This is a genomic window from Escherichia sp. TC-EC600-tetX4 (genome assembly GCF_019356055.1).
In the GTDB taxonomy this organism is placed as follows: Bacteria; Pseudomonadota; Gammaproteobacteria; order Enterobacterales; family Enterobacteriaceae.
The window spans coordinates 4416811-4442111 of record NZ_CP079924.1 but is presented as its reverse complement, the minus strand read 5'-3'; the positions used below and the strand labels follow the sequence as shown (position 1 = coordinate 4442111).

The following is a 25301-nucleotide window of genomic DNA, read 5'->3' as shown; positions in this document are numbered from 1 at the left end:
ATACAGATTAAATCAGAACGCAGAAGCGGTCTGATAAAACAGAATTTGCCTGGCGGCAGTAGCGCGGTGGTCCCACCTGACCCCATGCCGAACTCAGAAGTGAAACGCCGTAGCGCCGATGGTAGTGTGGGGTCTCCTCATGCGAGAGTAGGGAACTGCCAGGCATCAAATAAAACGAAAGGCTCAGTCGGAAGACTGGGCCTTTCGTTTTATCTGTTGTTTGTCGGTGAACGCTCTCCTGAGTAGGACAAATCCGCCGGGAGCGGATTTGAACGTTGCGAAGCAACGGCCCGGAGGGTGGCGGGCAGGACGCCCGCCATAAACTGCCAGGCATCAAATTAAGCAGAAGGCCATCCTGACGGATGGCCTTTTTGCATTGGCGCAGAAAAAAATGCCGGATGCGACGCTGGCGCGTCTTATCCAGCCTACTCTTGCTTATCCGTTCTGCTTTTGCATCCACTCCACCACAAAATCAGCCAGCCCCTCAACATCATTAATATCCAGTAATGCGACATCAAGATTAAGCGGCACATCACTGGCTACAGCAATAACATGCCTGTCTATCACTAATTCTTCAGGTCGATGTCCGGCTCCATCGCGAAACAGCACAATCTTTGCGATCTCTTCATGCTTAAACCCTTCGACCAGAATCAAATCCAGCTTTGAGGTATCCATTCGACTTGCGAGAAACTGTAGATCCAGCTCTTCTTCGTCTGGTGTTTCCGTCATCAAGGCCCATCGTTGCTGGCTGGCAACGATGGTTTGTGCCGCGCCAGCCTTGCGCAGCTCATAGCTATCTTTGCCTGGCTTATCAACATCCATATCATGGTGCGTATGCTTAATCAGCCCTGGACGGATCCCTCTGGCGCATAATGCCGGGATCAGTTTTTTCAAAAGCGTAGTTTTTCCGGTACCACTCCACGCGGCAAAGGCGAGTAACGGTATCATCGTTTTTCCTGCCATCGGGCAAGCTCCTCTGGCGTATTCACGTTAACAAATGCATCTTTATGATCGCTGAAATCAACCGCATGACCGCCAGCCAGACGCATAAATACCATTACCCGGCGTTCTCCTGCTTGCAGATATTCCAGTAATAAAGGCTCAATAGCGCGGTTTACCAGAGCAATAGTCGGGTGATCGCGTTCACCGTCATGGACCCACACGACAGGCGCATCTTTGCGCTGATGATTAAGCCTGGCTGCTAAATCAGGGGGAATGTAAGGCGTATCGCACGGGCAAAACAAAAACCACTCACCAGCTTCCTGCTGCATTACTGAAAGCATTCCTGCCAGAGGGCCTGGGTAATCCGCCAGTGAATCTTCAATCACTTTCAGACCGCTTGCCTGATAGATTTCCTGATGACGATTAGCATTAACCACGACGTGAGAGAGCTGCGTCATAAGCGCGTCAGCGACATGTTGCCATAATGGTTTGCCGTTTAATTCAAGCAATCCTTTATCTACGCCGCCCATTCGTCTGGCTTTACCGCCTGCCAGCACAACGCCTGTTATCGTCGTCATCAGATTCACCGATATCGCCTCTTTTATTGTGGGATTGACCCTGCTAACGTGTCTGTCTCAAGAGTAAGGAGCATCACTATGAAATGTAAACGTCTGAATGAAGTTATTGAACTCCTCCAGCCAGCCTGGCAAAAAGAGCCAGACCTTAACCTGCTGCAATTTTTGCAGAAACTGGCGAAAGAGTCAGGTTTTGACGGCGAACTGGCGGATTTGACGGATGACATTCTGATCTATCACCTGAAAATGCGTGATTCCGCGAAAGATGCGGTGATCCCGGGTTTGCAGAAAGATTATGAAGAAGACTTCAAAACGGCGCTGTTACGCGCTCGCGGCGTAATTAAAGAGTAAAAGCTTGTAAGCGGCGCCACCAAAATCATCGTGAAATGATATCCTTCGTCATTCGTAATGTTTTCCGGATGATGGGATGAATAACAGCGCTTTTACTTTCCAGACACTACACCCGGATACCATCATGGACGCTCTGTTTGAGCATGGGATCCGGGTGGATTCCGGTCTTACCCCGCTTAACAGCTATGAAAACCGTGTCTATCAATTTCAGGACGAAGATCGTCGACGTTTTGTCGTCAAATTTTATCGCCCTGAACGTTGGACAGCCGATCAAATCCTCGAAGAACATCAATTTGCGTTGCAGCTGGTAAATGATGAAGTTCCGGTCGCAGCACCTGTGGCCTTTAACGGTCAGACTTTATTGAATCATCAGGGATTTTATTTCGCTGTTTTTCCAAGCGTCGGTGGTCGCCAGTTCGAAGCTGATAATATCGATCAGATGGAAGCGGTTGGGCGTTATTTAGGGCGTATGCACCAGACGGGGCGCAAACAGCTTTTTATCCATCGCCCGACCATCGGTTTGAACGAATATCTCATTGAGCCACGCAAGCTGTTTGAGGACGCTACACTGATACCTTCCGGGTTGAAAGCGGCATTCCTGAAAGCGACAGATGAGCTGATTGCCGCCGTTACAGCACACTGGCGGGAAGATTTCACCGTTCTGCGGCTACATGGAGACTGCCACGCCGGGAATATTCTCTGGCGCGATGGTCCAATGTTTGTTGATCTGGATGATGCACGTAATGGTCCAGCCGTTCAGGATTTGTGGATGTTGCTCAATGGCGATAAAGCCGAGCAGCGGATGCAACTGGAAACTATTATTGAAGCTTATGAAGAATTTAGCGAGTTCGACACCGCTGAAATCGGACTGATTGAACCTTTACGCGCCATGCGTTTGGTTTATTATCTTGCCTGGCTAATGCGGCGTTGGGCTGATCCCGCGTTCCCGAAAAATTTCCCGTGGTTAACCGGGGAAGATTACTGGCTGCGACAGACGGCGACTTTTATAGAACAGGCAAAAGTTCTACAAGAACCCCCTTTGCAATTAACACCTATGTATTAATCGGAGAGAGTAGATCATGAAAAAGATTTGGCTGGCGCTGGCTGGTTTAGTTTTAGCGTTTAGCGCATCGGCGGCGCAGTATGAAGATGGTAAACAGTACACTACCCTGGAAAAACCGGTAGCTGGCGCGCCGCAAGTGCTGGAGTTTTTCTCTTTCTTCTGCCCGCACTGCTATCAGTTTGAAGAAGTTCTGCATATTTCTGATAATGTGAAGAAAAAACTGCCGGAAGGCGTGAAGATGACTAAATACCACGTCAACTTCATGGGTGGTGACCTGGGCAAAGATCTGACTCAGGCATGGGCTGTGGCGATGGCGCTGGGCGTGGAAGACAAAGTGACTGTTCCGCTGTTTGAAGGCGTACAGAAAACCCAGACCATTCGTTCTGCTTCTGATATCCGCGATGTATTTATCAACGCAGGTATTAAAGGTGAAGAGTACGACGCGGCGTGGAACAGCTTCGTGGTGAAATCTCTGGTCGCTCAGCAGGAAAAAGCTGCAGCTGACGTGCAATTGCGTGGCGTTCCGGCGATGTTTGTTAACGGTAAATATCAGCTGAATCCGCAGGGTATGGATACCAGCAATATGGATGTTTTTGTTCAGCAGTATGCTGATACAGTGAAATATCTGTCCGAGAAAAAATAATTCAATGTAAATTACATAAAGCCCGTGAATATTCACGGGCTTTTTTTATTATTTAATAAATATAAATACATTCTGATAATGCATCCTGCCGCTGGACATTATTTCAGCATAAGTGGATATTCAAAGTTTTGCTGTTTTATCAGGGAATATTTATATGATACGTAAGTCAGCTACAGGTGTTATTGTTGCGTTAGCCGTAATCTGGGGTGGTGGCACATGGTACACAGGTACGCAAATTCAGCCTGGTGTCGAAAAATTTATTAAAGATTTTAACGATGCTAAAAAGAAAGGTGAACATGCCTACGATATGACGTTAAGTTATCAAAATTTTGACAAAGGCTTTTTTAATTCCCGTTTTCAAATGCAAATGACATTCGATAACGGTGCACCCGATCTCAATATCAAGCCAGGCCAGAAAGTTGTATTTGATGTGGATGTTGAGCACGGTCCGTTGCCCATCACAATGTTAATGCATGGTAATGTCATCCCAGCACTGGCAGCGGCAAAAGTGAACTTAGTGAATAATGAACTGACACAACCGCTATTTATCGCCGCGAAAAATAAATCGCCCGTGGAAGCGACATTGCGATTCGCGTTTGGTGGCTCATTCTCTACGACATTAGATGTTGCCCCTGCAGAGTATGGAAAGTTTTCTTTTGGTGAGGGCCAGTTTACTTTTAATGGTGATGGTAGTTCATTGTCTAACCTGGATATTGAAGGCAAAGTCGAAGATATTGTTCTGCAATTATCACCAATGAACAAAGTAACGGCAAAAAGTTTTACCATTGATTCTCTGGCGCGATTAGAAGAAAAGAAATTTCCGGTTGGTGAAAGCGAGTCGAAATTTAATCAGATTAACATTATCAATCACGGGGAAGACGTTGCCCAAATCGATGCTTTCGTTGCAAAAACCAGGCTGGATCGCGTTAAAGACAAAGATTATATCAATGTCAATCTCACCTACGAACTTGATAAGTTAACAAAAGGGAATCAGCAACTCGGTAGTGGTGAGTGGTCATTGATTGCTGAATCTATTGATCCCTCAGCAGTGCGCCAATTTATCATCCAGTATAACATTGCGATGCAGAAGCAGCTTGCTGCACACCCTGAGTTAGCAAACGATGAAGTTGCTCTGCAAGAAGTGAATGCTGCATTGTTCAAAGAGTATTTACCGTTATTACAAAAAAGTGAGCCGACCATTAAACAACCGGTAAGATGGAAGAACGCACTCGGCGAACTAAATGCCAATCTGGATATCAGTATTGCCGACCCAGCCAAATCTTCATCATCCACAAACAAAGATATCAAATCGCTCAATTTTGATGTGAAGTTACCGCTTAATGTCGTCACAGAAACCGCAAAACAGCTTAATTTATCTGAAGGAATGGATGCGGAAAAAGCGCAAAAGCAGGCTGATAAACAAATCAGCGGGATGATGACATTAGGTCAGATGTTTCAGTTAATCACGATTGACAACAATACCGCCTCGCTGCAGCTGCGTTATACACCGGGTAAAGTTGTTTTTAACGGACAGGAGATGAGCGAAGAAGAATTTATGTCTCGTGCCGGACGTTTTGTTCATTAAAATACTCACTCGCCTCTGCTCATTCAGAGGCGAGTAAAACTTACTTATTCTGACGCTGTGATGACATGAGAGACGTCAGAAGCCGGTCTTTTTCCTGCCACAATGAGTTCAGCCATTGCTGAAAATGGCGCTTAAAGCTTTTGTCATTGATGTAGTCGCCATGTAACTCATCGGCAATAGGCTGTAAATCCACATGTACGACAATCCGCGTCAGTTTACCGCTTAACATATCGAAGAACGGCTGACGGTTATTGTCCGGATAACACAGCGTAACATTAAGCAGTTTATCGAATTGTTTACCCAGTACATTTAGCGCCATCGCAATGCCTGCCGCCTTTGGTGGCAACAAGTTTTGAAAAGTGGAGTGGGTTTGCTGATGTTTTTCTTGCGTGAAACGGGAGCCTTCAACGAAATTGACAATGGTGGTGGGATGCAGGCGAAACTTTTCACAAGAACGCCGAGTGGTTTCAACATCTTTACCACGTCGCTCCGGATGACGTAATAAATAAGCGCGGGAATAACGCTTCATAAACGGCATATCCAGCGACCAGCACGCCAGGCCAAGAAATGGCACCCAGGCCAGCTGTTGCTTGAGGAAATATTTATTCATCGGAATGTGCTTACGAAACAGCACGCACAGTACGACAATATCTGCCCAACTACGGTGGTTACAAATAAGCAGATACCAGTTCTTCTTACTTAACCCTTCCAGCCCGTGAACTTCCCATTGAAGGTGTGGGTTCAGATGCAGTAATACCGCCAGACCTTCACACCAGCAATACATCATAAAATCACAAAAACGCGAAACCTTTCGCCAAATGACTGGCACAGGTAGCAATAGTTTTACAATCCCGGCAATGATGATCGGGACGGAACAAAAAATAGTGACCAAAATGGTCAATACGATACTCAGCAAAAGGGTTATCGCAGCGAGTATTCTCGTCATAATGAATTTATTCAAAAGGTTAGCCATAGACAGTGCGCTAAAGAAGCGCAAGGCGCAGATTTTAGCAGAAAACGACCCAAATAACGGATGATCCTTAAGGAGAAAAATAATTCATATCTATCCACATTAGAAAAAATCCCATTATCTCAATTATTAGGGATGGATTTATTTTTAACTGCATGAAAAACAAAGACAAACATCATGCTGTAAAAAGCATGATAATAAATTAAAAGCGATGTAAATAATTTATGCACAAAGTTATCCACATGACGATTTGCGAGCGATCCAGAAGATCTACAAAAGATTTTCACGAAAAGCGGTGAAAAACTCATGTTTTCATCCTGTCTGTGGCATCCTTTACCCATAATCTGATAAACAGGCACGGACATTATGGTTCAGATCCCCCAAAATCCACTTATCCTTGTAGATGGTTCATCTTATCTTTATCGCGCATATCACGCGTTTCCCCCGCTGACTAACAGCGCAGGCGAGCCGACCGGTGCGATGTATGGTGTCCTCAACATGCTGCGCAGTCTGATCATGCAATATAAACCGACGCATGCAGCGGTGGTCTTTGACGCCAAGGGAAAAACCTTTCGTGATGAACTGTTTGAACATTACAAATCACATCGCCCGCCAATGCCGGACGATCTGCGTGCACAAATCGAACCCTTGCACGCGATGGTTAAAGCGATGGGACTGCCGCTGCTGGCGGTTTCTGGCGTAGAAGCGGACGACGTTATCGGTACTCTGGCGCGCGAAGCCGAAAAAGCCGGGCGTCCGGTGCTGATCAGCACTGGCGATAAAGATATGGCGCAGCTGGTGACGCCAAATATTACGCTTATCAATACCATGACGAATACCATCCTCGGACCGGAAGAGGTGGTGAATAAGTACGGCGTGCCGCCAGAACTGATCATCGATTTCCTGGCGCTGATGGGTGACTCCTCTGATAACATTCCTGGCGTACCGGGCGTCGGTGAAAAAACCGCGCAGGCATTGCTGCAAGGTCTTGGCGGACTGGATACGCTGTATGCCGAGCCAGAAAAAATTGCTGGGTTGAGCTTCCGTGGCGCGAAAACAATGGCAGCGAAGCTCGAGCAAAACAAAGAAGTTGCTTATCTCTCATACCAGCTGGCGACGATTAAAACCGACGTTGAACTGGAGCTGACCTGTGAACAACTGGAAGTGCAGCAACCGGCAGCGGAAGAGTTGTTGGGGCTGTTCAAAAAGTATGAGTTCAAACGCTGGACTGCTGATGTCGAAGCGGGCAAATGGTTACAGGCCAAAGGGGCAAAACCAGCCGCGAAGCCACAGGAAACCAGTGTTGCAGACGAAGCACCAGAAGTGACGGCAACGGTGATTTCTTATGACAACTACGTCACCATCCTTGATGAAGAAACACTGAAAGCGTGGATTGCGAAGCTGGAAAAAGCGCCGGTATTTGCATTTGATACCGAAACCGACAGCCTTGATAACATCTCTGCTAACCTGGTCGGGCTTTCTTTTGCTATCGAGCCAGGCGTAGCGGCATATATTCCGGTTGCTCATGATTATCTTGATGCGCCCGATCAAATCTCTCGCGAGCGTGCACTCGAGTTGCTAAAACCGCTGCTGGAAGATGAAAAGGCGCTGAAGGTCGGGCAAAACCTGAAATACGATCGCGGTATTCTGGCGAACTACGGCATTGAACTGCGTGGGATTGCGTTTGATACCATGCTGGAGTCCTACATTCTCAATAGCGTTGCCGGGCGTCACGATATGGACAGCCTCGCGGAACGTTGGTTGAAGCACAAAACCATCACTTTTGAAGAGATTGCTGGTAAAGGCAAAAATCAACTGACCTTTAACCAGATTGCCCTCGAAGAAGCCGGACGTTACGCCGCCGAAGATGCAGATGTCACCTTGCAGTTGCATCTGAAAATGTGGCCGGATCTGCAAAAACACAAAGGGCCGTTGAACGTCTTCGAGAATATCGAAATGCCGCTGGTGCCGGTGCTTTCACGCATTGAACGTAACGGTGTGAAGATCGATCCGAAAGTGCTGCACAATCATTCTGAAGAGCTCACCCTTCGTCTGGCTGAGCTGGAAAAGAAAGCGCATGAAATTGCAGGTGAGGAATTTAACCTTTCTTCCACCAAGCAGTTACAAACCATTCTCTTTGAAAAACAGGGCATTAAACCGCTGAAGAAAACGCCGGGTGGCGCGCCGTCAACGTCGGAAGAGGTACTGGAAGAACTGGCGCTGGACTATCCGTTGCCAAAAGTGATTCTGGAGTATCGTGGTCTGGCGAAGCTGAAATCGACCTACACCGACAAGCTGCCGCTGATGATCAACCCGAAAACCGGGCGTGTGCATACCTCTTATCACCAGGCAGTAACTGCAACGGGACGTTTATCGTCAACCGATCCTAACCTGCAAAACATTCCGGTGCGTAACGAAGAAGGTCGTCGTATCCGCCAGGCGTTTATTGCGCCAGAGGATTATGTGATTGTCTCAGCGGACTACTCGCAGATTGAACTGCGCATTATGGCGCATCTTTCGCGTGACAAAGGCTTGCTGACCGCATTCGCGGAAGGAAAAGATATCCACCGGGCAACGGCGGCAGAAGTGTTTGGTTTGCCACTGGAAACCGTCACCAGCGAGCAACGCCGTAGCGCGAAAGCGATCAACTTTGGTCTGATTTATGGCATGAGTGCTTTCGGTCTGGCGCGGCAATTGAACATTCCACGTAAAGAAGCGCAGAAGTACATGGACCTTTACTTCGAACGCTACCCTGGCGTGCTGGAGTATATGGAACGCACCCGTGCTCAGGCGAAAGAGCAGGGCTACGTTGAAACGCTGGACGGACGCCGTCTGTATCTGCCGGATATCAAATCCAGCAATGGTGCTCGTCGTGCAGCGGCTGAACGTGCAGCCATTAACGCGCCAATGCAGGGAACCGCCGCCGACATTATCAAACGGGCGATGATTGCCGTTGATGCGTGGTTACAGGCTGAGCAACCGCGTGTACGTATGATCATGCAGGTACACGATGAACTGGTATTTGAAGTTCATAAAGATGATGTTGATGCCGTCGCGAAGCAGATTCATCAACTGATGGAAAACTGTACCCGTCTGGATGTGCCGTTGCTGGTGGAAGTGGGGAGTGGCGAAAACTGGGATCAGGCGCACTAAGATTCGCCTGAACATGCCTTTTTTCGTAAGTAAGCAACATAAGCTGTCACGTTTTGTGATGGCTATTAGAAATTCCTATGCAACAACTGAAAAAAAATTACAAAAAGTGCTTTCTGAACTGAACAAAAAAGAGTAAAGTTAGTCGCGTAGGGTACAGAGGTAAGATGTTCTATCTTTCAGACCTTTTACTTCACGTAATCGGATTTGGCTGAATATTTTAGCCGCCCCAGTCAGTAATGACTGGGGCGTTTTTTATTGGGCGAAAGAAAAGATCCGTAATGCCTGATGCGCTATGTTTATCAGGCCAACGGTAGAATTGTAATCTATTGAATTTACGGGCCGGATACGCCACATCCGGCACAAGCATTAAGGCAAGAAAATTATTCGCCGTCCTGCGTTTCTTCTACAGGCTGCATCTCGCTAAACCAGGTATCCAGTTTCTGCCGCAGCTTGTCCACGCCTTGTTTCTTCAACGAAGAAAACGTTTCAACCTGCACATCACCGTTAAACGCCAGTACAGCTTCACGCACCATATTCAATTGCGCTTTACGTGCGCCGCTTGCCAGTTTGTCCGCTTTGGTCAGCAGCACCAGAACGGCGATATTGCTGTCTACCGCCCACTCAATCATCTGCTGATCCAAATCTTTCAGCGGATGGCGAATATCCATTAGCACCACCAGACCTTGCAGGCTCTGACGTTTTTCGAGGTATTCGCCGAGCGCACGCTGCCATTTGCGCTTCATCTCTTCCGGGACTTCCGCATAACCGTACCCAGGCAAGTCAACCAGACGCTTGCCGTCAGCCACTTCAAACAGGTTGATAAGCTGGGTGCGCCCTGGGGTTTTTGAGGTACGAGCCAGGCTTTTCTGGTTAGTCAGCGTGTTCAGCGCGCTGGATTTACCTGCGTTGGAACGGCCTGCAAAAGCCACTTCAATTCCGGTATCGGAAGGTAGGTGGCGAATATCAGGCGCACTCATCACAAAATGCGTCTGTTGATAATTCAAATTAGTCAAAGCGGTCGTCTCCGTCAGTCAAAGCTTTGTGGCGATTATACCTGAACCATAATAAAAGGCGGATTTTTCGGCGTGAGCGTTGTAAGTAAAAGCCATACGCTTTGTGAGACATTGCCGATAGTCTTTATGCGAAATAGCAGAGAAAATTCTGCGATGCATGTCAAATAAGCTATATAAATCAGTGAATTGCTTTTATATAAAACTCTGAAAATGTGCAAATACTGATGGCGGTTGATTGTTTGTTTAAAGCAAAGGCGTAAAGTAGCACCCATAGAGCGAGGACGCTAACAGGAACAATGACTCAGGATGAGGGTCAGGAGCGCCAGGAGGCGAAGACAGAGGATTGTCAGGAAGACAAACGTCCGGAGACGTAATTAAACGGAAATGGAATCAACACGGATTGTTCCGGCTAAAGGAAAAACAGGGTGTGTTGGCGGCCTGCAAGGATTGTAAGACCCGTTAAGGGTTATGAGTCAGGAAAAAAGGCGACAGAGTAATCTGTCGCCTTTTTTCTTTGCTTGCTTTCTGTTAGATTCCGCCGCAAATCTATACTGAATAAAACGGCTAAAAGACGAACCATTATGAAACCATCATCTTCAAACTCACGCAGCAAAGGTCATGCAAAAGCGCGTCGAAAAACACGCGAGGAGCTGGATCAGGAAGCTCGTGATCGCAAGCGTCAGAAAAAACGTCGTGGTCATGCGCCGGGCAGCCGCGCAGCGGGCGGAAACACCACGTCAGGCAGCAAAGGCCAGAACGCACCAAAAGATCCACGTATTGGCAGTAAAACCCCTATTCCATTGGGCGTGACTGAAAAAGTCACCAAACAGCACAAACCGAAGAGTGAGAAACCTATGCTTTCACCGCAGGCGGAGTTGGAATTACTGGAAACGGATGAGCGTCTGGATGCGCTGCTGGAACGTCTGGAAGCAGGCGAAACCCTGAGTGCCGAAGAGCAATCCTGGGTGGATGCTAAACTGGATCGTATTGATGAGTTGATGCAGAAACTCGGCCTCTCTTATGACGATGACGAAGAAGAGGAAGAAGACGAGAAGCAAGAAGACATGATGCGTCTGCTGCGGGGCAACTAACGGATTGCCGCCGTGGGCCTTCCCGTTCTGCTGATAACCCTTCCGGTTATATGTTATCTGGTGTGGTTATTCGTTAAACTACAGCGGTTGTCGCGGCGACAAAAGTGGCTGCGCAACCGGCTGATGACCCGAAACGGGCATCCGCCGGTACGCCGTAGCCGCCAGAGACGCCATCGGAAGGAGTGAGCATGTCTGTACAGCAAATCGACTGGGATCTGGCCCTGATCCAGAAATATAACTATTCCGGGCCACGATACACCTCGTACCCGACCGCGCTGGAGTTTTCAGAAGACTTCGGCGAACAGGCGTTTTTACAAGCCGTGGCGCGCTATCCTGAGCGTCCATTATCTCTCTACGTACATATCCCGTTCTGCCATAAGCTTTGTTACTTCTGCGGTTGCAATAAGATTGTTACTCGCCAGCAGCACAAGGCCGATCAGTATCTGGACGCGCTGGAGCAAGAAATCGTCCATCGTGCACCGCTGTTCGCCGGGCGTCACGTCAGCCAATTGCACTGGGGCGGCGGAACGCCGACGTATCTGAATAAAGCGCAAATCAGCCGCCTGATGAAGCTGCTGCGCGAAAACTTCCAGTTCAATGCCGATGCGGAGATTTCGATCGAAGTCGATCCGCGGGAAATCGAACTGGATGTACTCGATCATTTACGCGCCGAAGGCTTTAATCGCCTGAGCATGGGCGTGCAGGACTTCAACAAAGAAGTGCAACGTCTGGTTAACCGCGAGCAGGATGAAGAGTTCATCTTTGCACTGCTTAACCATGCGCGTGAGATTGGTTTTACCTCCACCAACATCGACCTGATTTACGGCCTGCCGAAACAGACGCCGGAGAGTTTCGCCTTTACCCTGAAACGTGTGGCGGAGCTGAACCCCGATCGTCTGAGTGTCTTTAACTACGCGCATCTGCCGACCATTTTTGCTGCTCAGCGCAAAATCAAAGATGCTGACCTGCCGAGTCCGCAGCAAAAACTCGATATCCTGCAGGAAACCATCGCCTTCCTGACGCAATCGGGCTATCAGTTTATCGGTATGGATCACTTTGCCCGTCCGGATGACGAGCTGGCGGTGGCCCAGCGTGAAGGCGTGCTGCATCGTAACTTCCAGGGCTACACCACTCAGGGCGATACCGATCTGCTGGGGATGGGCGTTTCCGCCATCAGCATGATTGGCGACTGCTACGCGCAGAACCAGAAAGAGTTGAAGCAGTACTATCAGCAAGTGGATGAACAAGGCAATGCGCTGTGGCGTGGTATTGCGCTAACGCGTGATGACTGTATTCGCCGCGATGTGATTAAGTCGCTCATCTGCAACTTCCGTCTGGATTACGCCCCTATTGAGAAACAGTGGGATTTGCACTTCGCTGATTACTTTGCGGAAGATCTCAAGCTGCTCGCCCCGTTAGCAAAAGATGGGCTGGTGGATGTGGATGAGAAGGGAATACAGGTGACGGCGAAAGGTCGCTTGCTGATCCGCAACATTTGCATGTGCTTTGATACCTATCTGCGCCAGAAAGCGCGGATGCAGCAGTTCTCTCGGGTGATTTAAATAGTGAATGGCGCTTCGTTTACAAAGTAGAAAACGAAAGCGCCATCAATGTGCTGAGAACAAGATTGCCTGATGCGCTGGGCAACAAAACCTGTTGAAATTATTGCTTTTGTAGGCCGGATAAGGCGTTTACGCCGCATCAGGCATCTGAGCATGATGCCTGATGCGGCGCTGGTCGCGTCTTATCAGGCCTACGACTTTCTCCGCATCCGGCATAAACAACGAGCTTCAGCTAAACAGCCCAATCATTGCGGCACACAGCACGGCAGCAACGGCAGTTTGCGGTGTGTGGCTGTCAACTGCGCCACTCGATACCAGATTAATTATTGATTCCAGCATAATGACTCTCCCCGTTTTCCGGGCAAGATCATACTGAACTTATCGGAACAGTAAAGCGTAAAATACCAGCAATTTGCGCTCAATAATCAATCTTTACACACAAGCTGTGAATCACTCCATCCCCAGCTCTTTTAACTTACGCGTCAGGGTGTTGCGGCCCCAGCCGAGTAGCCGCGCCGCTTCCTGTTTATGCCCCTGCGTATGTCGCAACGCGGTCGTCAGTAACGTCCGCTCCAGCTCTGGCTGCGCTTCGGAAAGCAGATTTTGATGACCGGAACGCAGCGCTCTGTCTGCCCACTGCGCAAGAAGCGTCGCCCAGCTGTCCGGTTGCATTTGCGAAGTACTCTCCGCAACCGTTGATTCAAACAGTTCGCCGGGCAAATCCTGAATCAACACTTCCTGCCCGGCGGCCATCACCGTTAGCCAGCGGCAGGTGTTTTCCAGCTGGCGCACGTTGCCTGGCCACGCCAGACGCGTCAGAGCAGCTTCGGTTTCCGGATGCAGTAACTTCGCTTCTACGCCCAGTTCGCGCGCGGCAACCTGTAAAAAATGGCGCGCCAGACGGGGAATATCTTCCCGACGTTCGCGCAGCGGCGGCAGATGAACGCGGATAACGTTCAGGCGGTGGAACAGATCCTCACGGAACTTACCTTCCTGCACTCGCTGTTCGAGATTCTGGTGAGTGGCAGCGATAATCCGCACATCCACTTTCACCGGCGCATAGCCGCCAACGCGGTAAAACTGACCGTCTGCCAGCACGCGCAGCAAACGCGTCTGCACATCCAGCGGCATATCACCAATTTCGTCGAGGAATAATGTACCGCCATCGGCCTGTTCAAAACGCCCCTGACGAATGGTATTCGCGCCAGTAAACGCGCCTTTCTCGTGGCCAAACAGTTCTGATTCGATCAAATCTTTTGGGATAGCTGCCATATTCAGCGCGATAAACGGCGCTTTGGCGCGCGGACTGTGGCGATGCAGGGCATGAGCGACCAGTTCTTTACCGGTGCCGGATTCGCCGTTAATCAGCACGCTAATAGAAGAACGCGAAAGCCGACCGATAATACGGAACACGTCCTGCATGGCTGGCGCTTCGCCGATGATATCGGTCGTTGGGCCGTTAAGCTGAACATTACGCGGCTGCTGCTGTTCCTGGTAATGACTGATAGCGCGCTCAACCAGCGCCACTGCTTCGTCGATATCAAACGGTTTGGGCAGATAATCAAACGCCCCTTGTTGATAGGCGCTGACGGCAGCATCCAGATCGGAATGTGCGGTCATAATGATGACCGGAAGCATTGGATGGCGCTGTTTAATCTGCTTGAGCAGCGCCAGCCCGTCCATTCCCGGCATACGGATATCTGAAAGCAGCACATCCGGCGTTTTGCTCGCCAGCGCCTCCAGCACTTCTGCGCCGTTCTCAAACGTCGTACAGGTTAAACCTGCCCCAGCGAGCGCACGTTCAAGCACCCAACGGATGGAACTATCGTCATCGACTACCCAGACTATCCCTCGTTGCATAAACGTCACCTTTATTTCCTGATAGGCAGGTAAACCGAGAACTCGGTATGCCCTGGCCAACTGGTAAATTCAATTTTGCCTGAATGCTGATCAATCAAATTACGAGCGATGGATAAGCCAAGCCCGGTGCCACCTTCGCGGCCGCTGACCATCGGGTAAAACAGCGTATCCTGCAAATGAGGCGGAATGCCCGGCCCGTTATCTTCCACATCAATCCGCGCCGCCAGCCGGTAGCGCTCGCCGTGTAAGGTCAGTTGAAACGCGGTGCGGGTACGCAGAATGATTTCACCGCCTTCCGGCCCCAGCGCCTGTAGCGCATTGCGCACAATATTCAGCAAGACCTGTTCAATTTGATCCGGGTCGTGCGCCAGTTCCGGTAGGCTGGGATCGTAATCACGAATCAACCGCACGTTGTCCGGCAGTTCCATCGACACCAGCGTTACCACGCGTTCAGCCACTTTGTGAATACTTTCGGTAACGCGCGTACCGGGCAGCTGCGGCCCCAACAGACGGTCGACCAGATTTCGCAGCCGGTCCGCCTGTTCGATAATCACTTTGGTATATTCGAGTAGTGATGGGTCAGGTAACGCTTTGCTGAGCAGCTGCGCCGCGCCACGTAAACCGCCAAGCGGATTTTTAATCTCATGTGCCAGGCCGCGCACTAAATCACGGGCAGCAACCTGCTGGGCGTGCTGTAGCTGTTCCTGACTTAAGCGGCGCTGGTTATCCATCGGAGCCATCTCCAGCAGGATCATGCCGTCCGGCATACGCTGGGCCGTCACAGAAAGGATATGCGAGCGCCCGTCGATGACCAGCGTCACTTCGTTATCGGTAAAACCTTGCCCCGCCTCCAGACTTTCTTGCATCAGCTCGATATTTAATGAGAAGTAGCTCAACAGTTCCGGTAACGGTGTACCAAACAATTTGCGGGAGCTTTGGGCGAGCAGTTGTTGCGCGGCAGGGTTGGCGTAATGGATCGCCAGGTTGTCATCGATTAACAAAATACTGTTAATCAGCGAGTTGAGGATCTGCCCAGCATCGGGCTGCGTGCCTGTTGCCATAAAGCAGTCTCCTGAACAGGTTGCACCATTTTAGTGCATTATAGCTTTTTACGGATAAAAAGCGCGAAGCATCAGAGAATTGACGGAGAAAAAAGCCCATGCAGAGATGGGCTACAGATAGCTGACAAACTTCACGTTGGAGAGCGACTCACCTGCTCCGGCCTACCACATCATCACCGTGTAGGCCGGATAAGACGCATTTGCGTCGCATCCGGCGTGATGTGCTTGCCACCGATCCCAGGCCTGCCAGAGACAGGCGAAAAGTTTCCACGGCAACTAAAACACTTAGACGCTGTAGTACAGCTCAAACTCTACCGGATGCGGAGTCATACGCACGCGGTCATCTTCTTCGCGACGCAGAGCGATGTACGCATCAATTGCTTCGTCAGTGAACACGCCACCGGCTTTCAGGAACTCGCGGTCCAGATCCAGTTCGTTCAGTGCTTCTTCCAGAGAGCCTGCAACCTGTGGGATCTCTTTCGCTTCTTCTGGCGGCAGGTCATACAGGTTTTTGTCCATGGCTTCGCCCGGATGGATCTTGTTCTTGATACCATCAAGACCGGCCATCAGCAGGGCAGCAAAGCACAGGTACGGGTTAGCTGCCGGATCCGGGAAACGTACTTCGATACGACGTGCTTTCGGAGAAGAAACCACCGGAATACGGATAGACGCAGAACGGTTACGCGCAGAGTAAGCCAGCATTACCGGTGCTTCATAGCCCGGGACCAGACGCTTATAAGAGTTGGTGGTCGGGTTTGCCAGGGCGTTAATCGCTTTAGCGTGTTTGATTACGCCGCCAATGTAGTACAGCGCCTGCTCAGACAGACCTGCGTATTTGTCGCCTGCGAACAGGTTAACGCCGTTTTTAGACAGAGACATGTGGCAGTGCATACCGGAGCCGTTATCACCGAACATCGGTTTTGGCATAAAGGTCGCGGTTTTACCGAAGCGGTGCGCTACGTTGTGCACAACATATTTGTAGATCTGAATTTCGTCAGCTTTTTTGGTCATGGTATTGAAGCGGGTAGCCACTTCGTTCTGACCAGCAGTCGCTACTTCGTGGTGATGGGCTTCAACCACCAGACCCATCTGTTCCATCACCAGACACATTTCAGAACGAATATCCTGAGCCGAGTCTACCGGTGGAACCGGGAAGTAACCGCCTTTCACTGCCGGACGGTGACCTTTGTTACCACCTTCGTATTGGGTGGAGGAGTTCCATGCGCCTTCGATATCGTCGATAGCAACGTGGGAACCGGAGATAGATGATCCGAAACGGATGTCATCGAACAGGAAGAATTCAGGTTCTGGCCCGAACAGTACGGTGTCGGCAATGCCAGTGGAACGCAGGTAATCTTCGGCGCGCTTCGCAATGGAGCGCGGGTCACGGTCATAGCCTTGCAGGGTGCCAGGTTCAAGGATGTCGCAACGGATAATCAGGGTGGAGTCGGCGAAGAACGGGTCAATCACTGCGGTGGATGCGTCTGGCATCAGCACCATGTCGGACTCGTTAATGCCTTTCCAGCCGCCAATCGAGGAGCCGTCAAACATTTTGCCTTCTTCGAAGAATTCAGCATTCACCTGATGAGCAGGGATAGTGACGTGCTGTTCTTTACCTTTAGTATCGGTGAAGCGCAAATCAACAAACTTCACTTCGTGCTCGTTCAGCATCGTCAGTACGTGTTCAGCGGACATACTTTAACTCTCCTGGATTGGTCATGGTCGTCGTGGTAACGAAATCTGCAATTATTTTGGCCGTGTCGCCGTAAAAAAGATAAAGCGAAATCTGTGCCAACTTTTAAATTGCCCCTAAAAGGCGTTATCATGCGCACCATCGTGCAAAAGGGCTGCACCACGATGTGAATGTTGCACCAATATAGTGCTTCAATGGAAACATTAAGCACCATGTTGGTGCAATGACCTTTGGATAACCCTTTTTATGCTCCGTGAAAGCGATCACAAAGGGACTCTGCAATACTTGTTTGCGGAGGATGTTTGTGATCCTGTTTTGTAGTGCGATTAATCCGTGTACAATAACGCGCTATTTCTAATGCCTGAGGCAAAGTTGTGATCGAAAAATTGCGTAATATCGCCATCATCGCGCACGTAGACCATGGTAAAACCACCCTGGTAGACAAGCTGCTCCAACAATCCGGTACGTTCGACTCTCGTGCCGAAACCCAAGAGCGCGTGATGGACTCCAACGATTTGGAGAAAGAGCGTGGGATTACCATCCTCGCGAAAAACACCGCTATCAAATGGAATGATTACCGTATCAACATCGTTGATACCCCGGGGCACGCCGACTTCGGTGGTGAAGTTGAACGTGTAATGTCCATGGTAGACTCAGTGCTGCTGGTGGTTGACGCATTTGACGGCCCGATGCCGCAAACGCGCTTCGTAACCAAAAAAGCGTTTGCTTACGGCCTGAAGCCGATTGTTGTTATCAACAAAGTTGACCGCCCTGGCGCGCGTCCTGATTGGGTTGTGGATCAGGTATTCGATCTGTTCGTTAACCTCGACGCGACCGACGAGCAGCTGGACTTCCCGATCGTTTACGCTTCTGCGCTGAACGGTATCGCGGGTCTGGACCACGAAGATATGGCGGAAGACATGACCCCGCTGTACCAGGCGATTGTTGACCACGTTCCTGCGCCGGACGTTGACCTTGACGGTCCGTTCCAGATGCAGATTTCTCAGCTCGATTACAACAGCTATGTTGGCGTTATCGGCATTGGCCGCATCAAGCGCGGTAAAGTGAAGCCGAACCAGCAGGTCACTATCATCGATAGCGAAGGCAAAACCCGCAACGCGAAAGTCGGTAAAGTGCTGGGCCACCTCGGTCTGGAACGTATCGAAACCGATCTGGCGGAAGCTGGCGATATCGTTGCGATCACGGGCCTTGGCGAACTGAACATTTCTGACACCGTTTGCGACACGCAAAACGTTGAAGCGCTGCCGGCACTCTCCGTTGATGAGCCGACCGTTTCTATGTTCTTCTGCGTTAACACCTCGCCGTTCTGCGGTAAAGAAGGTAAGTTCGTAACGTCTCGTCAGATCCTGGATCGTCTGAACAAAGAACTGGTACACAACGTTGCGCTGCGCGTAGAAGAAACCGAAGACGCCGATGCGTTCCGCGTTTCTGGTCGTGGCGAACTGCACCTGTCTGTTCTGATCGAAAACATGCGTCGTGAAGGTTTCGAACTGGCGGTATCCCGTCCGAAAGTTATCTTCCGTGAAATCGACGGTCGTAAACAAGAGCCGTATGAAAACGTGACTCTGGACGTTGAAGAACAGCATCAGGGTTCTGTAATGCAGGCGCTGGGCGAACGTAAAGGCGACCTGAAAAACATGAATCCAGACGGTAAAGGCCGCGTACGTCTCGACTACGTGATCCCAAGCCGTGGTCTGATTGGCTTCCGTTCTGAGTTCATGACCATGACTTCCGGTACTGGTCTGCTGTACTCCACCTTCAGCCACTACGACGACGTACGTCCGGGTGAAGTGGGTCAGCGTCAGAACGGCGTACTGATCTCTAACGGTCAGGGTAAAGCGGTCGCGTTCGCGCTGTTCGGTCTGCAGGATCGCGGTAAGCTGTTCCTCGGTCACGGTGCAGAAGTTTACGAAGGTCAGATTATCGGTATTCATAGCCGCTCTAACGACCTGACTGTAAACTGCCTGACCGGTAAGAAACTGACCAACATGCGTGCTTCCGGTACTGACGAAGCCGTTGTTCTGGTTCCGCCTATCCGCATGACTCTGGAACAAGCTCTGGAGTTCATCGATGATGACGAACTGGTAGAAGTGACTCCGACCTCTATCCGTATTCGTAAACGTCACCTGACGGAAAACGATCGTCGCCGCGCCAACCGCGCACCGAAAGACGATTAATTTCGTTTTTTAGTCATAAAAAACCTGCCAGCGATGGCAGGTTTTTTTTTGCCTGTCGTGAGCGCACACCAATGCGAGTATCTCCCTTATAAGTCTGTGGTTACGTCAATAGAGAGCTTTGTCACAATTATCTGCAAAGTCATACGCCGTTAATTGCTTTCTTTTTTGGCGTAAGCGTAAGATGCTTCATCTGGTTTAAACCAAAAGGATTAAACAATGGCGGAGAATCAATCCACCGTAGAAAATGCAAAAGAGAAACTGGATCGGTGGTTGAAAGATGGCATCACCACGCCGGGTGGAAAACTCCCTTCAGAAAGAGAGCTGGGAGAACTGCTGGGCATTAAACGTATGACGCTGCGCCAGGCGTTGTTGAACCTCGAGGCAGAATCCAAAATCTTCCGTAAGGATCGTAAGGGGTGGTTCGTGACCCAGCCGCGATTTAATTACAGTCCGGAGCTGTCGGCGAGCTTTCAGCGGGCCGCAATTGAGCAAGGGCGAGAGCCTTCCTGGGGGTTTACCGAGAAAAACCGTACCAGCGATATTCCCGAGACGCTCGCGCCACTGATTGCAGTGACGCCATCAACTGAACTCTATCGCATCACCGGCTGGGGGGCGCTGGAAGGACATAAAGTTTTCTATCACGAAACATATATTAATCCTGAAGTTGCTCCGGGCTTTATTGAACAACTTGAAAACCACTCATTTTCTGCAGTCTGGGAAAAGTGCTACCAAAAAGAGACGGTAGTAAAAAAATTGATTTTCAAACCCGTCAGAATGCCGGGCGATATCAGCAAGTATCTTGGCGGTTCTGCGGGTATGCCAGCGATCTTAATTGAAAAGCATCGCGCCGACCAGCAAGGCAATATTGTCCAAATAGATATTGAATATTGGCGATTTGAGGCCGTAGACCTCATCATTAATCTGTAGGTGTTTTATGGTGACAATAAATAACGCAAGAAAGATTCTACAACGTGTCGACACTCTTCCTCTTTATTTACATGCTTATGCCTTTCATTTAAATATGCGGCTGGAAAGAGTGTTGCCTGCTGATTTACTTGATATCGCAAGTGAAAATAATCTACGTGGCGTCAAAATCCATGTTCTCGATGGCGAGCGTTTTTCTCTTGGTAATATGGACGATAAAGAACTCTCTGCCTTTGGGGATAAAGCCCGCCGTCTGAACCTTGATATTCATATTGAAACCAGCGCCTCAGATAAGGCATCTATTGACGAAGCCGTCGCCATCGCGTTGAAAACTGGGGCATCGTCCGTACGTTTTTATCCACGTTATGAAGGTAATTTGCGCGACGTATTATCGATTATCGCTAACGACATTGCCTATGTACGGGAAACGTATCAGGACAGCGGCCTGACTTTTACGATCGAGCAGCATGAAGATTTAAAAAGTCATGAGCTGGTGTCGCTGGTCAAAGAAAGTGAGATGGAATCTCTTTCCTTACTGTTTGATTTTGCGAACATGATCAATGCAAATGAGCATCCCATCGACGCTTTAAAAACGATGGCACCGCATATTACCCAGGTCCATATCAAAGATGCCTTGATCGTTAAAGAACCGGGTGGCCTGGGTCATAAAGCCTGTATTTCAGGTCAGGGTGATATGCCGTTCAAAGCGTTATTAACGCACCTTATCTGCCTGGGTGATGATGAGCCGCAGGTGACGGCATATGGCCTGGAAGAAGAGGTTGATTACTATGCGCCGGCGTTCCGCTTTGAAGACGAAGATGATAATCCGTGGATCCCTTATCGCCAGATGAGTGAAACACCATTGCCAGAAAATCATTTACTGGATGCGCGGTTACGTAAAGAAAAAGAAGATGCAATTAATCAGATAAATCATGTGCGTAACGTACTACAACAAATCAAACAAGAGGCAAACCATCTTCTGAACCACTAATAAGTTTTAACTCATACGCAGTTAATAAAACCATTCCATATGAATGGTCGGTATCTTATTGCCTTTAAAACAGTGATTTTAAAAATCGCTTAGGGGATGTTATGCTCACGAAAAAGAAATGGGCGTTATTTAGTCTATTAACACTGTGTGGCGGTACAATTTATAAATTACCGTCGCTGAAAGATGCGTTTTATATCCCGATGCAGGAATATTTCCATTTGACCAATGGTCAAATTGGTAATGCTATGTCGGTAAACTCATTTGTCACCACAGTGGGCTTTTTTCTGTCTATTTATTTTGCCGATAAACTACCGCGCAGATACACCATGTCATTCTCACTCATTGCGACAGGATTACTGGGTGTTTATTTGACGACAATGCCGGGGTATTGGGGCATCCTCTTTGTCTGGGCGCTATTTGGCGTTACTTGCGACATGATGAACTGGCCGGTCTTGCTCAAGTCGGTAAGTCGATTGGGCAATAGCGAACAACAAGGTCGGTTGTTTGGCTTCTTCGAAACAGGGCGTGGCATTGTCGATACCGTGGTGGCATTTTCTGCGTTGGCAGTATTTACCTGGTTTGGCAGTGGCTTATTAGGTTTTAAAGCAGGCATCTGGTTCTATTCCCTTATTGTGATTGCCGTAGGCATTATTATTTTCTTTGTCCTGAATGACAAAGAAGAGGCACCGTCCGTTGAGGTGAAAAAAGAAGACGGAGCATCGAAAAACACCAGTATGACCTCGGTGCTGAAAGACAAAACTATCTGGCTTATCGCTTTTAACGTCTTCTTCGTTTACGCGGTTTACTGTGGCCTGACATTCTTCATTCCATTCCTGAAAAACATCTATCTATTGCCCGTTGCGCTGGTGGGGGCTTACGGCATCATTAACCAATACTGTCTGAAAATGATTGGTGGACCGATTGGTGGCATGATTTCAGATAAGATCCTGAAATCGCCAAGTAAATATCTATGCTACACCTTTATCATTAGTACCGCTGCGCTCGTACTGTTGATTATGCTGCCGCACGAAAGTATGCCGGTCTATTTAGGGATGGCATGTACGCTGGGCTTTGGCGCGATAGTCTTTACACAGCGAGCCGTATTTTTTGCACCTATCGGCGAAGCAAAAATTGCTGAAAATAAAACAGGTGCGGCGATGGCGTTGGGTAGCTTTATTGGTTACGCTCCGGCGATGTTCTGCTTCAGTCTGTATGGCTACATTCTGGATTTAAATCCGGGGATTATTGGCTACAAAATCGTGTTTGGCATTATGGCCTGCTTCGCATTCAGTGGTGCGGTGGTTTCCGTAATGCTGGTTAAGCGTATTAGCCAACGTAAGAAAGAGATGCTGGCGGCTGAAGCTTAATTAATGGCCGGATGTGCTTAATCCGGCCAACGAAAACCGTATCAACCGTAGGCCGGATAAGGCGTTTACGCCGCATCCGGCAGTTTCACATCAGAAGAAATACTTCGTCCCGATACGGATCTGGTTTTGCTCGCGGTGGTACGGTTCGACGTTGCGGTCTAACCAGCGCAATTCGAAATAAGGGAGCCAGTGTTCATTAATACGGTAACGGAAGGTGTTAGTGATTTCCCAATGATGATCTTTCCCGTTGCTACTATTAAAGTCATTCACTCGCATGAAGTAATGTGGCTCAAATGTATAGGAAAATTTATCGGTGATTTTAAAATTCCAGTAGGTGCCAATTTCATAGGTGTCATTATTATCCAGTTCCCCGCTCAAATTTGTTGAACTATAGTTATTATGGTTATAGCGATTTCGTACTGTCAGATTAAACCATGGTACAAATTTATAGTTGACGTCCAGATACACTGCACCACCCGAACCGATACTCTTATCATTAATTAAGCCACCGGGCTGGATGGTTAATTTATCGGTTGGTTTAAATAACGGATACCAGCCTTCAATTTCGTTATATCCATGTTTTAGTTCATCTTCTCGCTGAAAGTTGTAGGTATTGGTTAACATAATACCCGCGCCCATATCGAAGTTATAACCCACACGTAGCATAACCTCGCCCTGATCGGAGGCAAGATTATATGCCTCCCTGTTTTCGACGTATGCGCCAGCAAATACCGAGGCAGAGGTCAGAGAAGATAATAAAATTATTGCATTAATCTTTTTCATAATAAGTCCATTTTTTAAACGTAGGGAGGCCGCCACCCACCAGGATGGAAATAGCGGCTATTGACATTTATAACGTTACGGAAGCCGTTTTTTCTTCTGTCGCCATCTCTTTATTTTTGCGTTGGTTGATTTCCTCAATAATCAATGCAAACCGTTTTTCATTGAGTGTGTAAAAGAATCCCATCGTCAATGCAGCAATAATTGCCAGTGCACAAGGCCAGATAAAAATGAGCTGACGCAAACCCTGTAATGTCGCATCGCTTTGCGCGATGTTGGGAACATAACCAATTTGCGTCAGCATAATGCCTGGCAAGAAGCCAGCAAGTGCGGCAGAAATTTTACGAAAGAAGGTATAACCGGTATAAACAGAACCTTCGGCACGAATACCGGTTTTCCATTCACCGTAATCTACGGTATCTGGTACCAGTGCCCAGTTCAGGCTGTTTACAAAGGCCGTGCCAAAAAAGGCGACACAAGAGAACATGACGAAAGTGAAAGAGTTACTTCCCCAGAAATAATTCAGTATATCACCCACCGCCCACAGCACCATGCCAGCCAGATAAACCTGTTTTTTACCAAAACATTTTACAGTTAATGGCACCAGTAATACGCCGATGAGGATGCATCCCATACTGAAGAATCCCATCCACGACAATAAATTAATATCATTCAGCACATACTGGGTGTAATAGACCTGAATCGCCAGTTTGATATTAAATGCCGCCAGGGTACACAAGTTAGCAATGCATAAAACCAGCAATGGCGGATTCCGAAATATCGCGCAAAATGATTTGAGAATACTGGCTTTATGTCCGGTTGGCGTTGTGTCCACATAATGCTCTTTGACGCCTCTGTAGCACAGCATCATAAAAATAAAGCCGCCAATGGAGAACATAAGTGCCGCACAGGCATAACCGACGGTTGAGTCAGAAAAAAGCGACTGCAACGGAATAAACGCCACGGTACAAATCAATAGCCCTATGGTTGCACCACCCTGGCGGTAAGCCGCGAGCTGCGCGCGCTCATTCGGGTTTTTGGTAATTGCCGGGATCATCGCACCATACGAGCAGTTCATCAGACTGTATGAAAGTCCAAACATCATAAACAGCGCGGTGGCAATCGTCGTTTTAACCGGCAAACAAAAGGTGGTGGCGATAAACTGGAGCGTTGCAATTAACGCCGCCGGAACCGCTGCATATAAAATAAAGGGACGAAATTTGCCTTTAGGCCCAATATTTTTCCGCGAGTCGAGTAAAAATCCGGTGAGCATATCGGTAAACGCGGTAAAAAACTTCGCCACCAGAAAGATAATCCCGCCATAGTAAGCAGGCATCCCTAATTCATCGGTATAAAATTTGAGGAGATACAGAGTACCGATGCAGAGCATTAAATTCGAACCGACGTCGCCCATACCATAGGCGATTTTTTCCCGCAGATTCAGTTTTAATGTCAGTGGATTATGGTCAGACATAATCA

General features: G+C 48.8%; 21 protein-coding genes, 1 rRNA gene and 1 pseudogene. 13 read left to right on the top strand and 10 right to left on the bottom strand.

Annotated features, from left to right (window positions below):
• Positions 1 to 48 precede the first annotated feature (48 nt).
• Positions 49 to 164, top strand: a 5S ribosomal RNA gene (gene rrf / locus KXD89_RS21485).
• Between the two features lie 271 nt (positions 165 to 435).
• Here rrf and mobB read toward each other — a convergent pair.
• Both mobB and mobA read right to left on the bottom strand, forming a co-directional pair.
• A complete protein-coding gene (gene mobB, locus KXD89_RS21480; protein WP_000907622.1) occupies positions 436 to 963 on the bottom strand; it encodes a molybdopterin-guanine dinucleotide biosynthesis protein MobB in 528 nt (175 codons plus the stop codon).
• Positions 945 to 1529, bottom strand: a complete 585-nt coding sequence (gene mobA / locus KXD89_RS21475) for a molybdenum cofactor guanylyltransferase MobA (protein ID WP_001052181.1) — start codon at positions 1527 to 1529, stop codon at positions 945 to 947. Before mobA ends, mobB begins: the two co-directional genes overlap by 19 nt.
• Before the next feature lie 69 nt (positions 1530 to 1598).
• Here mobA and KXD89_RS21470 point away from each other — a divergent pair, with 69 nt between their 5' ends.
• The 4 genes from KXD89_RS21470 (at position 1599) to KXD89_RS21455 (ending at position 5159) form a co-directional block, all read left to right on the top strand.
• The gene (locus tag KXD89_RS21470) at positions 1599 to 1868 is read left to right on the top strand and encodes a YihD family protein (RefSeq protein ID WP_001295263.1); all 270 of its coding nucleotides are present in this window, start codon (positions 1599 to 1601) and stop codon (positions 1866 to 1868) included.
• Between the two features lie 76 nt (positions 1869 to 1944).
• Positions 1945 to 2931, top strand: a complete 987-nt coding sequence (srkA, locus tag KXD89_RS21465) for a stress response kinase SrkA (RefSeq protein WP_001065497.1) — start codon at positions 1945 to 1947, stop codon at positions 2929 to 2931.
• Between the two features lie 16 nt (positions 2932 to 2947).
• Positions 2948 to 3574 carry a thiol:disulfide interchange protein DsbA gene (gene dsbA / locus KXD89_RS21460; RefSeq protein WP_000725337.1) on the top strand — a complete coding sequence of 209 codons (627 nt, stop codon included), beginning with the start codon at positions 2948 to 2950 and terminating at the stop codon, positions 3572 to 3574.
• A 154-nt stretch (positions 3575 to 3728) separates the two neighbouring features.
• Complete coding sequence (locus KXD89_RS21455; RefSeq protein ID WP_001333507.1) at positions 3729 to 5159, top strand: YdgA family protein; 1431 nt, start codon at positions 3729 to 3731, stop codon at positions 5157 to 5159.
• 40 nt (positions 5160 to 5199) lie between these two features.
• Here KXD89_RS21455 and KXD89_RS21450 read toward each other — a convergent pair whose 3' ends face one another.
• The gene (locus tag KXD89_RS21450; protein WP_001311257.1) at positions 5200 to 6132 is read right to left on the bottom strand and encodes an acyltransferase; all 933 of its coding nucleotides are present in this window, start codon (positions 6130 to 6132) and stop codon (positions 5200 to 5202) included.
• A 363-nt stretch (positions 6133 to 6495) separates the two neighbouring features.
• Here KXD89_RS21450 and polA point away from each other — a divergent pair, with 363 nt between their 5' ends.
• The gene (polA, locus tag KXD89_RS21445; protein ID WP_000250006.1) at positions 6496 to 9282 is read left to right on the top strand and encodes a DNA polymerase I; all 2787 of its coding nucleotides are present in this window, start codon (positions 6496 to 6498) and stop codon (positions 9280 to 9282) included.
• A 380-nt stretch (positions 9283 to 9662) separates the two neighbouring features.
• Here the strand turns inward: polA and yihA are convergent, their stop codons facing one another.
• Positions 9663 to 10295, bottom strand: coding sequence for a ribosome biogenesis GTP-binding protein YihA/YsxC (yihA, locus tag KXD89_RS21440; protein ID WP_000183349.1), 633 nt, complete (start codon positions 10293 to 10295; stop codon positions 9663 to 9665).
• Between the two features lie 296 nt (positions 10296 to 10591).
• Here yihA and KXD89_RS22370 point away from each other — a divergent pair.
• From KXD89_RS22370 to hemN, 3 genes and pseudogenes are all read left to right on the top strand, one after another.
• Positions 10592 to 10758 (top strand): annotated as a pseudogene (locus KXD89_RS22370) (hypothetical protein).
• Between the two features lie 118 nt (positions 10759 to 10876).
• Entirely contained in the window at positions 10877 to 11386 is a 510-nt protein-coding gene (gene yihI / locus KXD89_RS21435; RefSeq protein ID WP_001295266.1) for a Der GTPase-activating protein YihI, read from the top strand.
• Between the two features lie 188 nt (positions 11387 to 11574).
• Complete coding sequence (gene hemN, locus KXD89_RS21430; protein ID WP_000116090.1) at positions 11575 to 12948, top strand: oxygen-independent coproporphyrinogen III oxidase; 1374 nt, start codon at positions 11575 to 11577, stop codon at positions 12946 to 12948.
• Between the two features lie 228 nt (positions 12949 to 13176).
• On the opposite strand, the gene KXD89_RS21425 is transcribed toward hemN, so the two are convergent.
• The 4 genes from KXD89_RS21425 to glnA form a co-directional block, all read right to left on the bottom strand.
• Positions 13177 to 13287 carry a YshB family small membrane protein gene (locus KXD89_RS21425; protein WP_000893994.1) on the bottom strand — a complete coding sequence of 37 codons (111 nt, stop codon included), beginning with the start codon at positions 13285 to 13287 and terminating at the stop codon, positions 13177 to 13179.
• A 111-nt stretch (positions 13288 to 13398) separates the two neighbouring features.
• A complete protein-coding gene (glnG, locus tag KXD89_RS21420; protein WP_001188777.1) occupies positions 13399 to 14808 on the bottom strand; it encodes a nitrogen regulation protein NR(I) in 1410 nt (469 codons plus the stop codon).
• A gap of 11 nt (positions 14809 to 14819) precedes the next feature.
• Complete coding sequence (glnL, locus tag KXD89_RS21415; protein WP_000190577.1) at positions 14820 to 15869, bottom strand: nitrogen regulation protein NR(II); 1050 nt, start codon at positions 15867 to 15869, stop codon at positions 14820 to 14822.
• Between the two features lie 285 nt (positions 15870 to 16154).
• Positions 16155 to 17564, bottom strand: a complete 1410-nt coding sequence (gene glnA / locus KXD89_RS21410; protein ID WP_001271717.1) for a glutamate--ammonia ligase — start codon at positions 17562 to 17564, stop codon at positions 16155 to 16157.
• A gap of 372 nt (positions 17565 to 17936) precedes the next feature.
• Here glnA and typA point away from each other — a divergent pair, with 372 nt between their 5' ends.
• The 4 genes from typA (at position 17937) to KXD89_RS21390 (ending at position 23042) form a co-directional block, all read left to right on the top strand.
• Positions 17937 to 19760: a ribosome-dependent GTPase TypA gene (gene typA / locus KXD89_RS21405; RefSeq protein ID WP_000570668.1), complete on the top strand. Its 1824-nt coding sequence runs from the start codon at positions 17937 to 17939 to the stop codon at positions 19758 to 19760.
• Positions 19761 to 19976: 216 nt separating this feature from the next.
• On the top strand, positions 19977 to 20687 hold the full coding sequence (locus KXD89_RS21400) for a GntR family transcriptional regulator (protein ID WP_000829798.1): 711 nt from the start codon (positions 19977 to 19979) through the stop codon (positions 20685 to 20687).
• A gap of 7 nt (positions 20688 to 20694) precedes the next feature.
• Positions 20695 to 21675, top strand: a complete 981-nt coding sequence (locus KXD89_RS21395) for a sugar phosphate isomerase/epimerase (protein ID WP_000256396.1) — start codon at positions 20695 to 20697, stop codon at positions 21673 to 21675.
• A 101-nt stretch (positions 21676 to 21776) separates the two neighbouring features.
• Positions 21777 to 23042: an MFS transporter gene (locus tag KXD89_RS21390; RefSeq protein WP_000956313.1), complete on the top strand. Its 1266-nt coding sequence runs from the start codon at positions 21777 to 21779 to the stop codon at positions 23040 to 23042.
• 90 nt (positions 23043 to 23132) lie between these two features.
• On the opposite strand, the gene ompL is transcribed toward KXD89_RS21390, so the two are convergent.
• Together ompL and KXD89_RS21380 are read right to left on the bottom strand one after the other, a co-directional pair.
• Positions 23133 to 23825, bottom strand: coding sequence for a porin OmpL (ompL, locus tag KXD89_RS21385; protein WP_072647347.1), 693 nt, complete (start codon positions 23823 to 23825; stop codon positions 23133 to 23135).
• 67 nt (positions 23826 to 23892) lie between these two features.
• Positions 23893 to 25296, bottom strand: a complete 1404-nt coding sequence (locus KXD89_RS21380; protein ID WP_001295267.1) for an MFS transporter — start codon at positions 25294 to 25296, stop codon at positions 23893 to 23895.
• Positions 25297 to 25301: the final 5 nt, after the last annotated feature.

Coding starts and splice junctions, on each gene's coding strand:
- mobB (WP_000907622.1), bottom strand. CDS start 963: ATGGCAGGAAAAACGATGATACCGTTACTCGCCTTTGCCGCGTGGAGT.
- KXD89_RS21470 (WP_001295263.1), top strand. CDS start 1,599: ATGAAATGTAAACGTCTGAATGAAGTTATTGAACTCCTCCAGCCAGCC.
- srkA (WP_001065497.1), top strand. CDS start 1,945: ATGAATAACAGCGCTTTTACTTTCCAGACACTACACCCGGATACCATC.
- dsbA (WP_000725337.1), top strand. CDS start 2,948: ATGAAAAAGATTTGGCTGGCGCTGGCTGGTTTAGTTTTAGCGTTTAGC.
- KXD89_RS21455 (WP_001333507.1), top strand. CDS start 3,729: ATGATACGTAAGTCAGCTACAGGTGTTATTGTTGCGTTAGCCGTAATC.
- KXD89_RS21450 (WP_001311257.1), bottom strand. CDS start 6,132: ATGGCTAACCTTTTGAATAAATTCATTATGACGAGAATACTCGCTGCG.
- polA (WP_000250006.1), top strand. CDS start 6,496: ATGGTTCAGATCCCCCAAAATCCACTTATCCTTGTAGATGGTTCATCT.
- yihI (WP_001295266.1), top strand. CDS start 10,877: ATGAAACCATCATCTTCAAACTCACGCAGCAAAGGTCATGCAAAAGCG.
- hemN (WP_000116090.1), top strand. CDS start 11,575: ATGTCTGTACAGCAAATCGACTGGGATCTGGCCCTGATCCAGAAATAT.
- KXD89_RS21425 (WP_000893994.1), bottom strand. CDS start 13,287: ATGCTGGAATCAATAATTAATCTGGTATCGAGTGGCGCAGTTGACAGC.
- glnG (WP_001188777.1), bottom strand. CDS start 14,808: ATGCAACGAGGGATAGTCTGGGTAGTCGATGACGATAGTTCCATCCGT.
- glnL (WP_000190577.1), bottom strand. CDS start 15,869: ATGGCAACAGGCACGCAGCCCGATGCTGGGCAGATCCTCAACTCGCTG.
- glnA (WP_001271717.1), bottom strand. CDS start 17,564: ATGTCCGCTGAACACGTACTGACGATGCTGAACGAGCACGAAGTGAAG.
- KXD89_RS21400 (WP_000829798.1), top strand. CDS start 19,977: ATGGCGGAGAATCAATCCACCGTAGAAAATGCAAAAGAGAAACTGGAT.
- KXD89_RS21395 (WP_000256396.1), top strand. CDS start 20,695: ATGGTGACAATAAATAACGCAAGAAAGATTCTACAACGTGTCGACACT.
- KXD89_RS21390 (WP_000956313.1), top strand. CDS start 21,777: ATGCTCACGAAAAAGAAATGGGCGTTATTTAGTCTATTAACACTGTGT.
- ompL (WP_072647347.1), bottom strand. CDS start 23,825: ATGAAAAAGATTAATGCAATAATTTTATTATCTTCTCTGACCTCTGCC.
- KXD89_RS21380 (WP_001295267.1), bottom strand. CDS start 25,296: ATGTCTGACCATAATCCACTGACATTAAAACTGAATCTGCGGGAAAAA.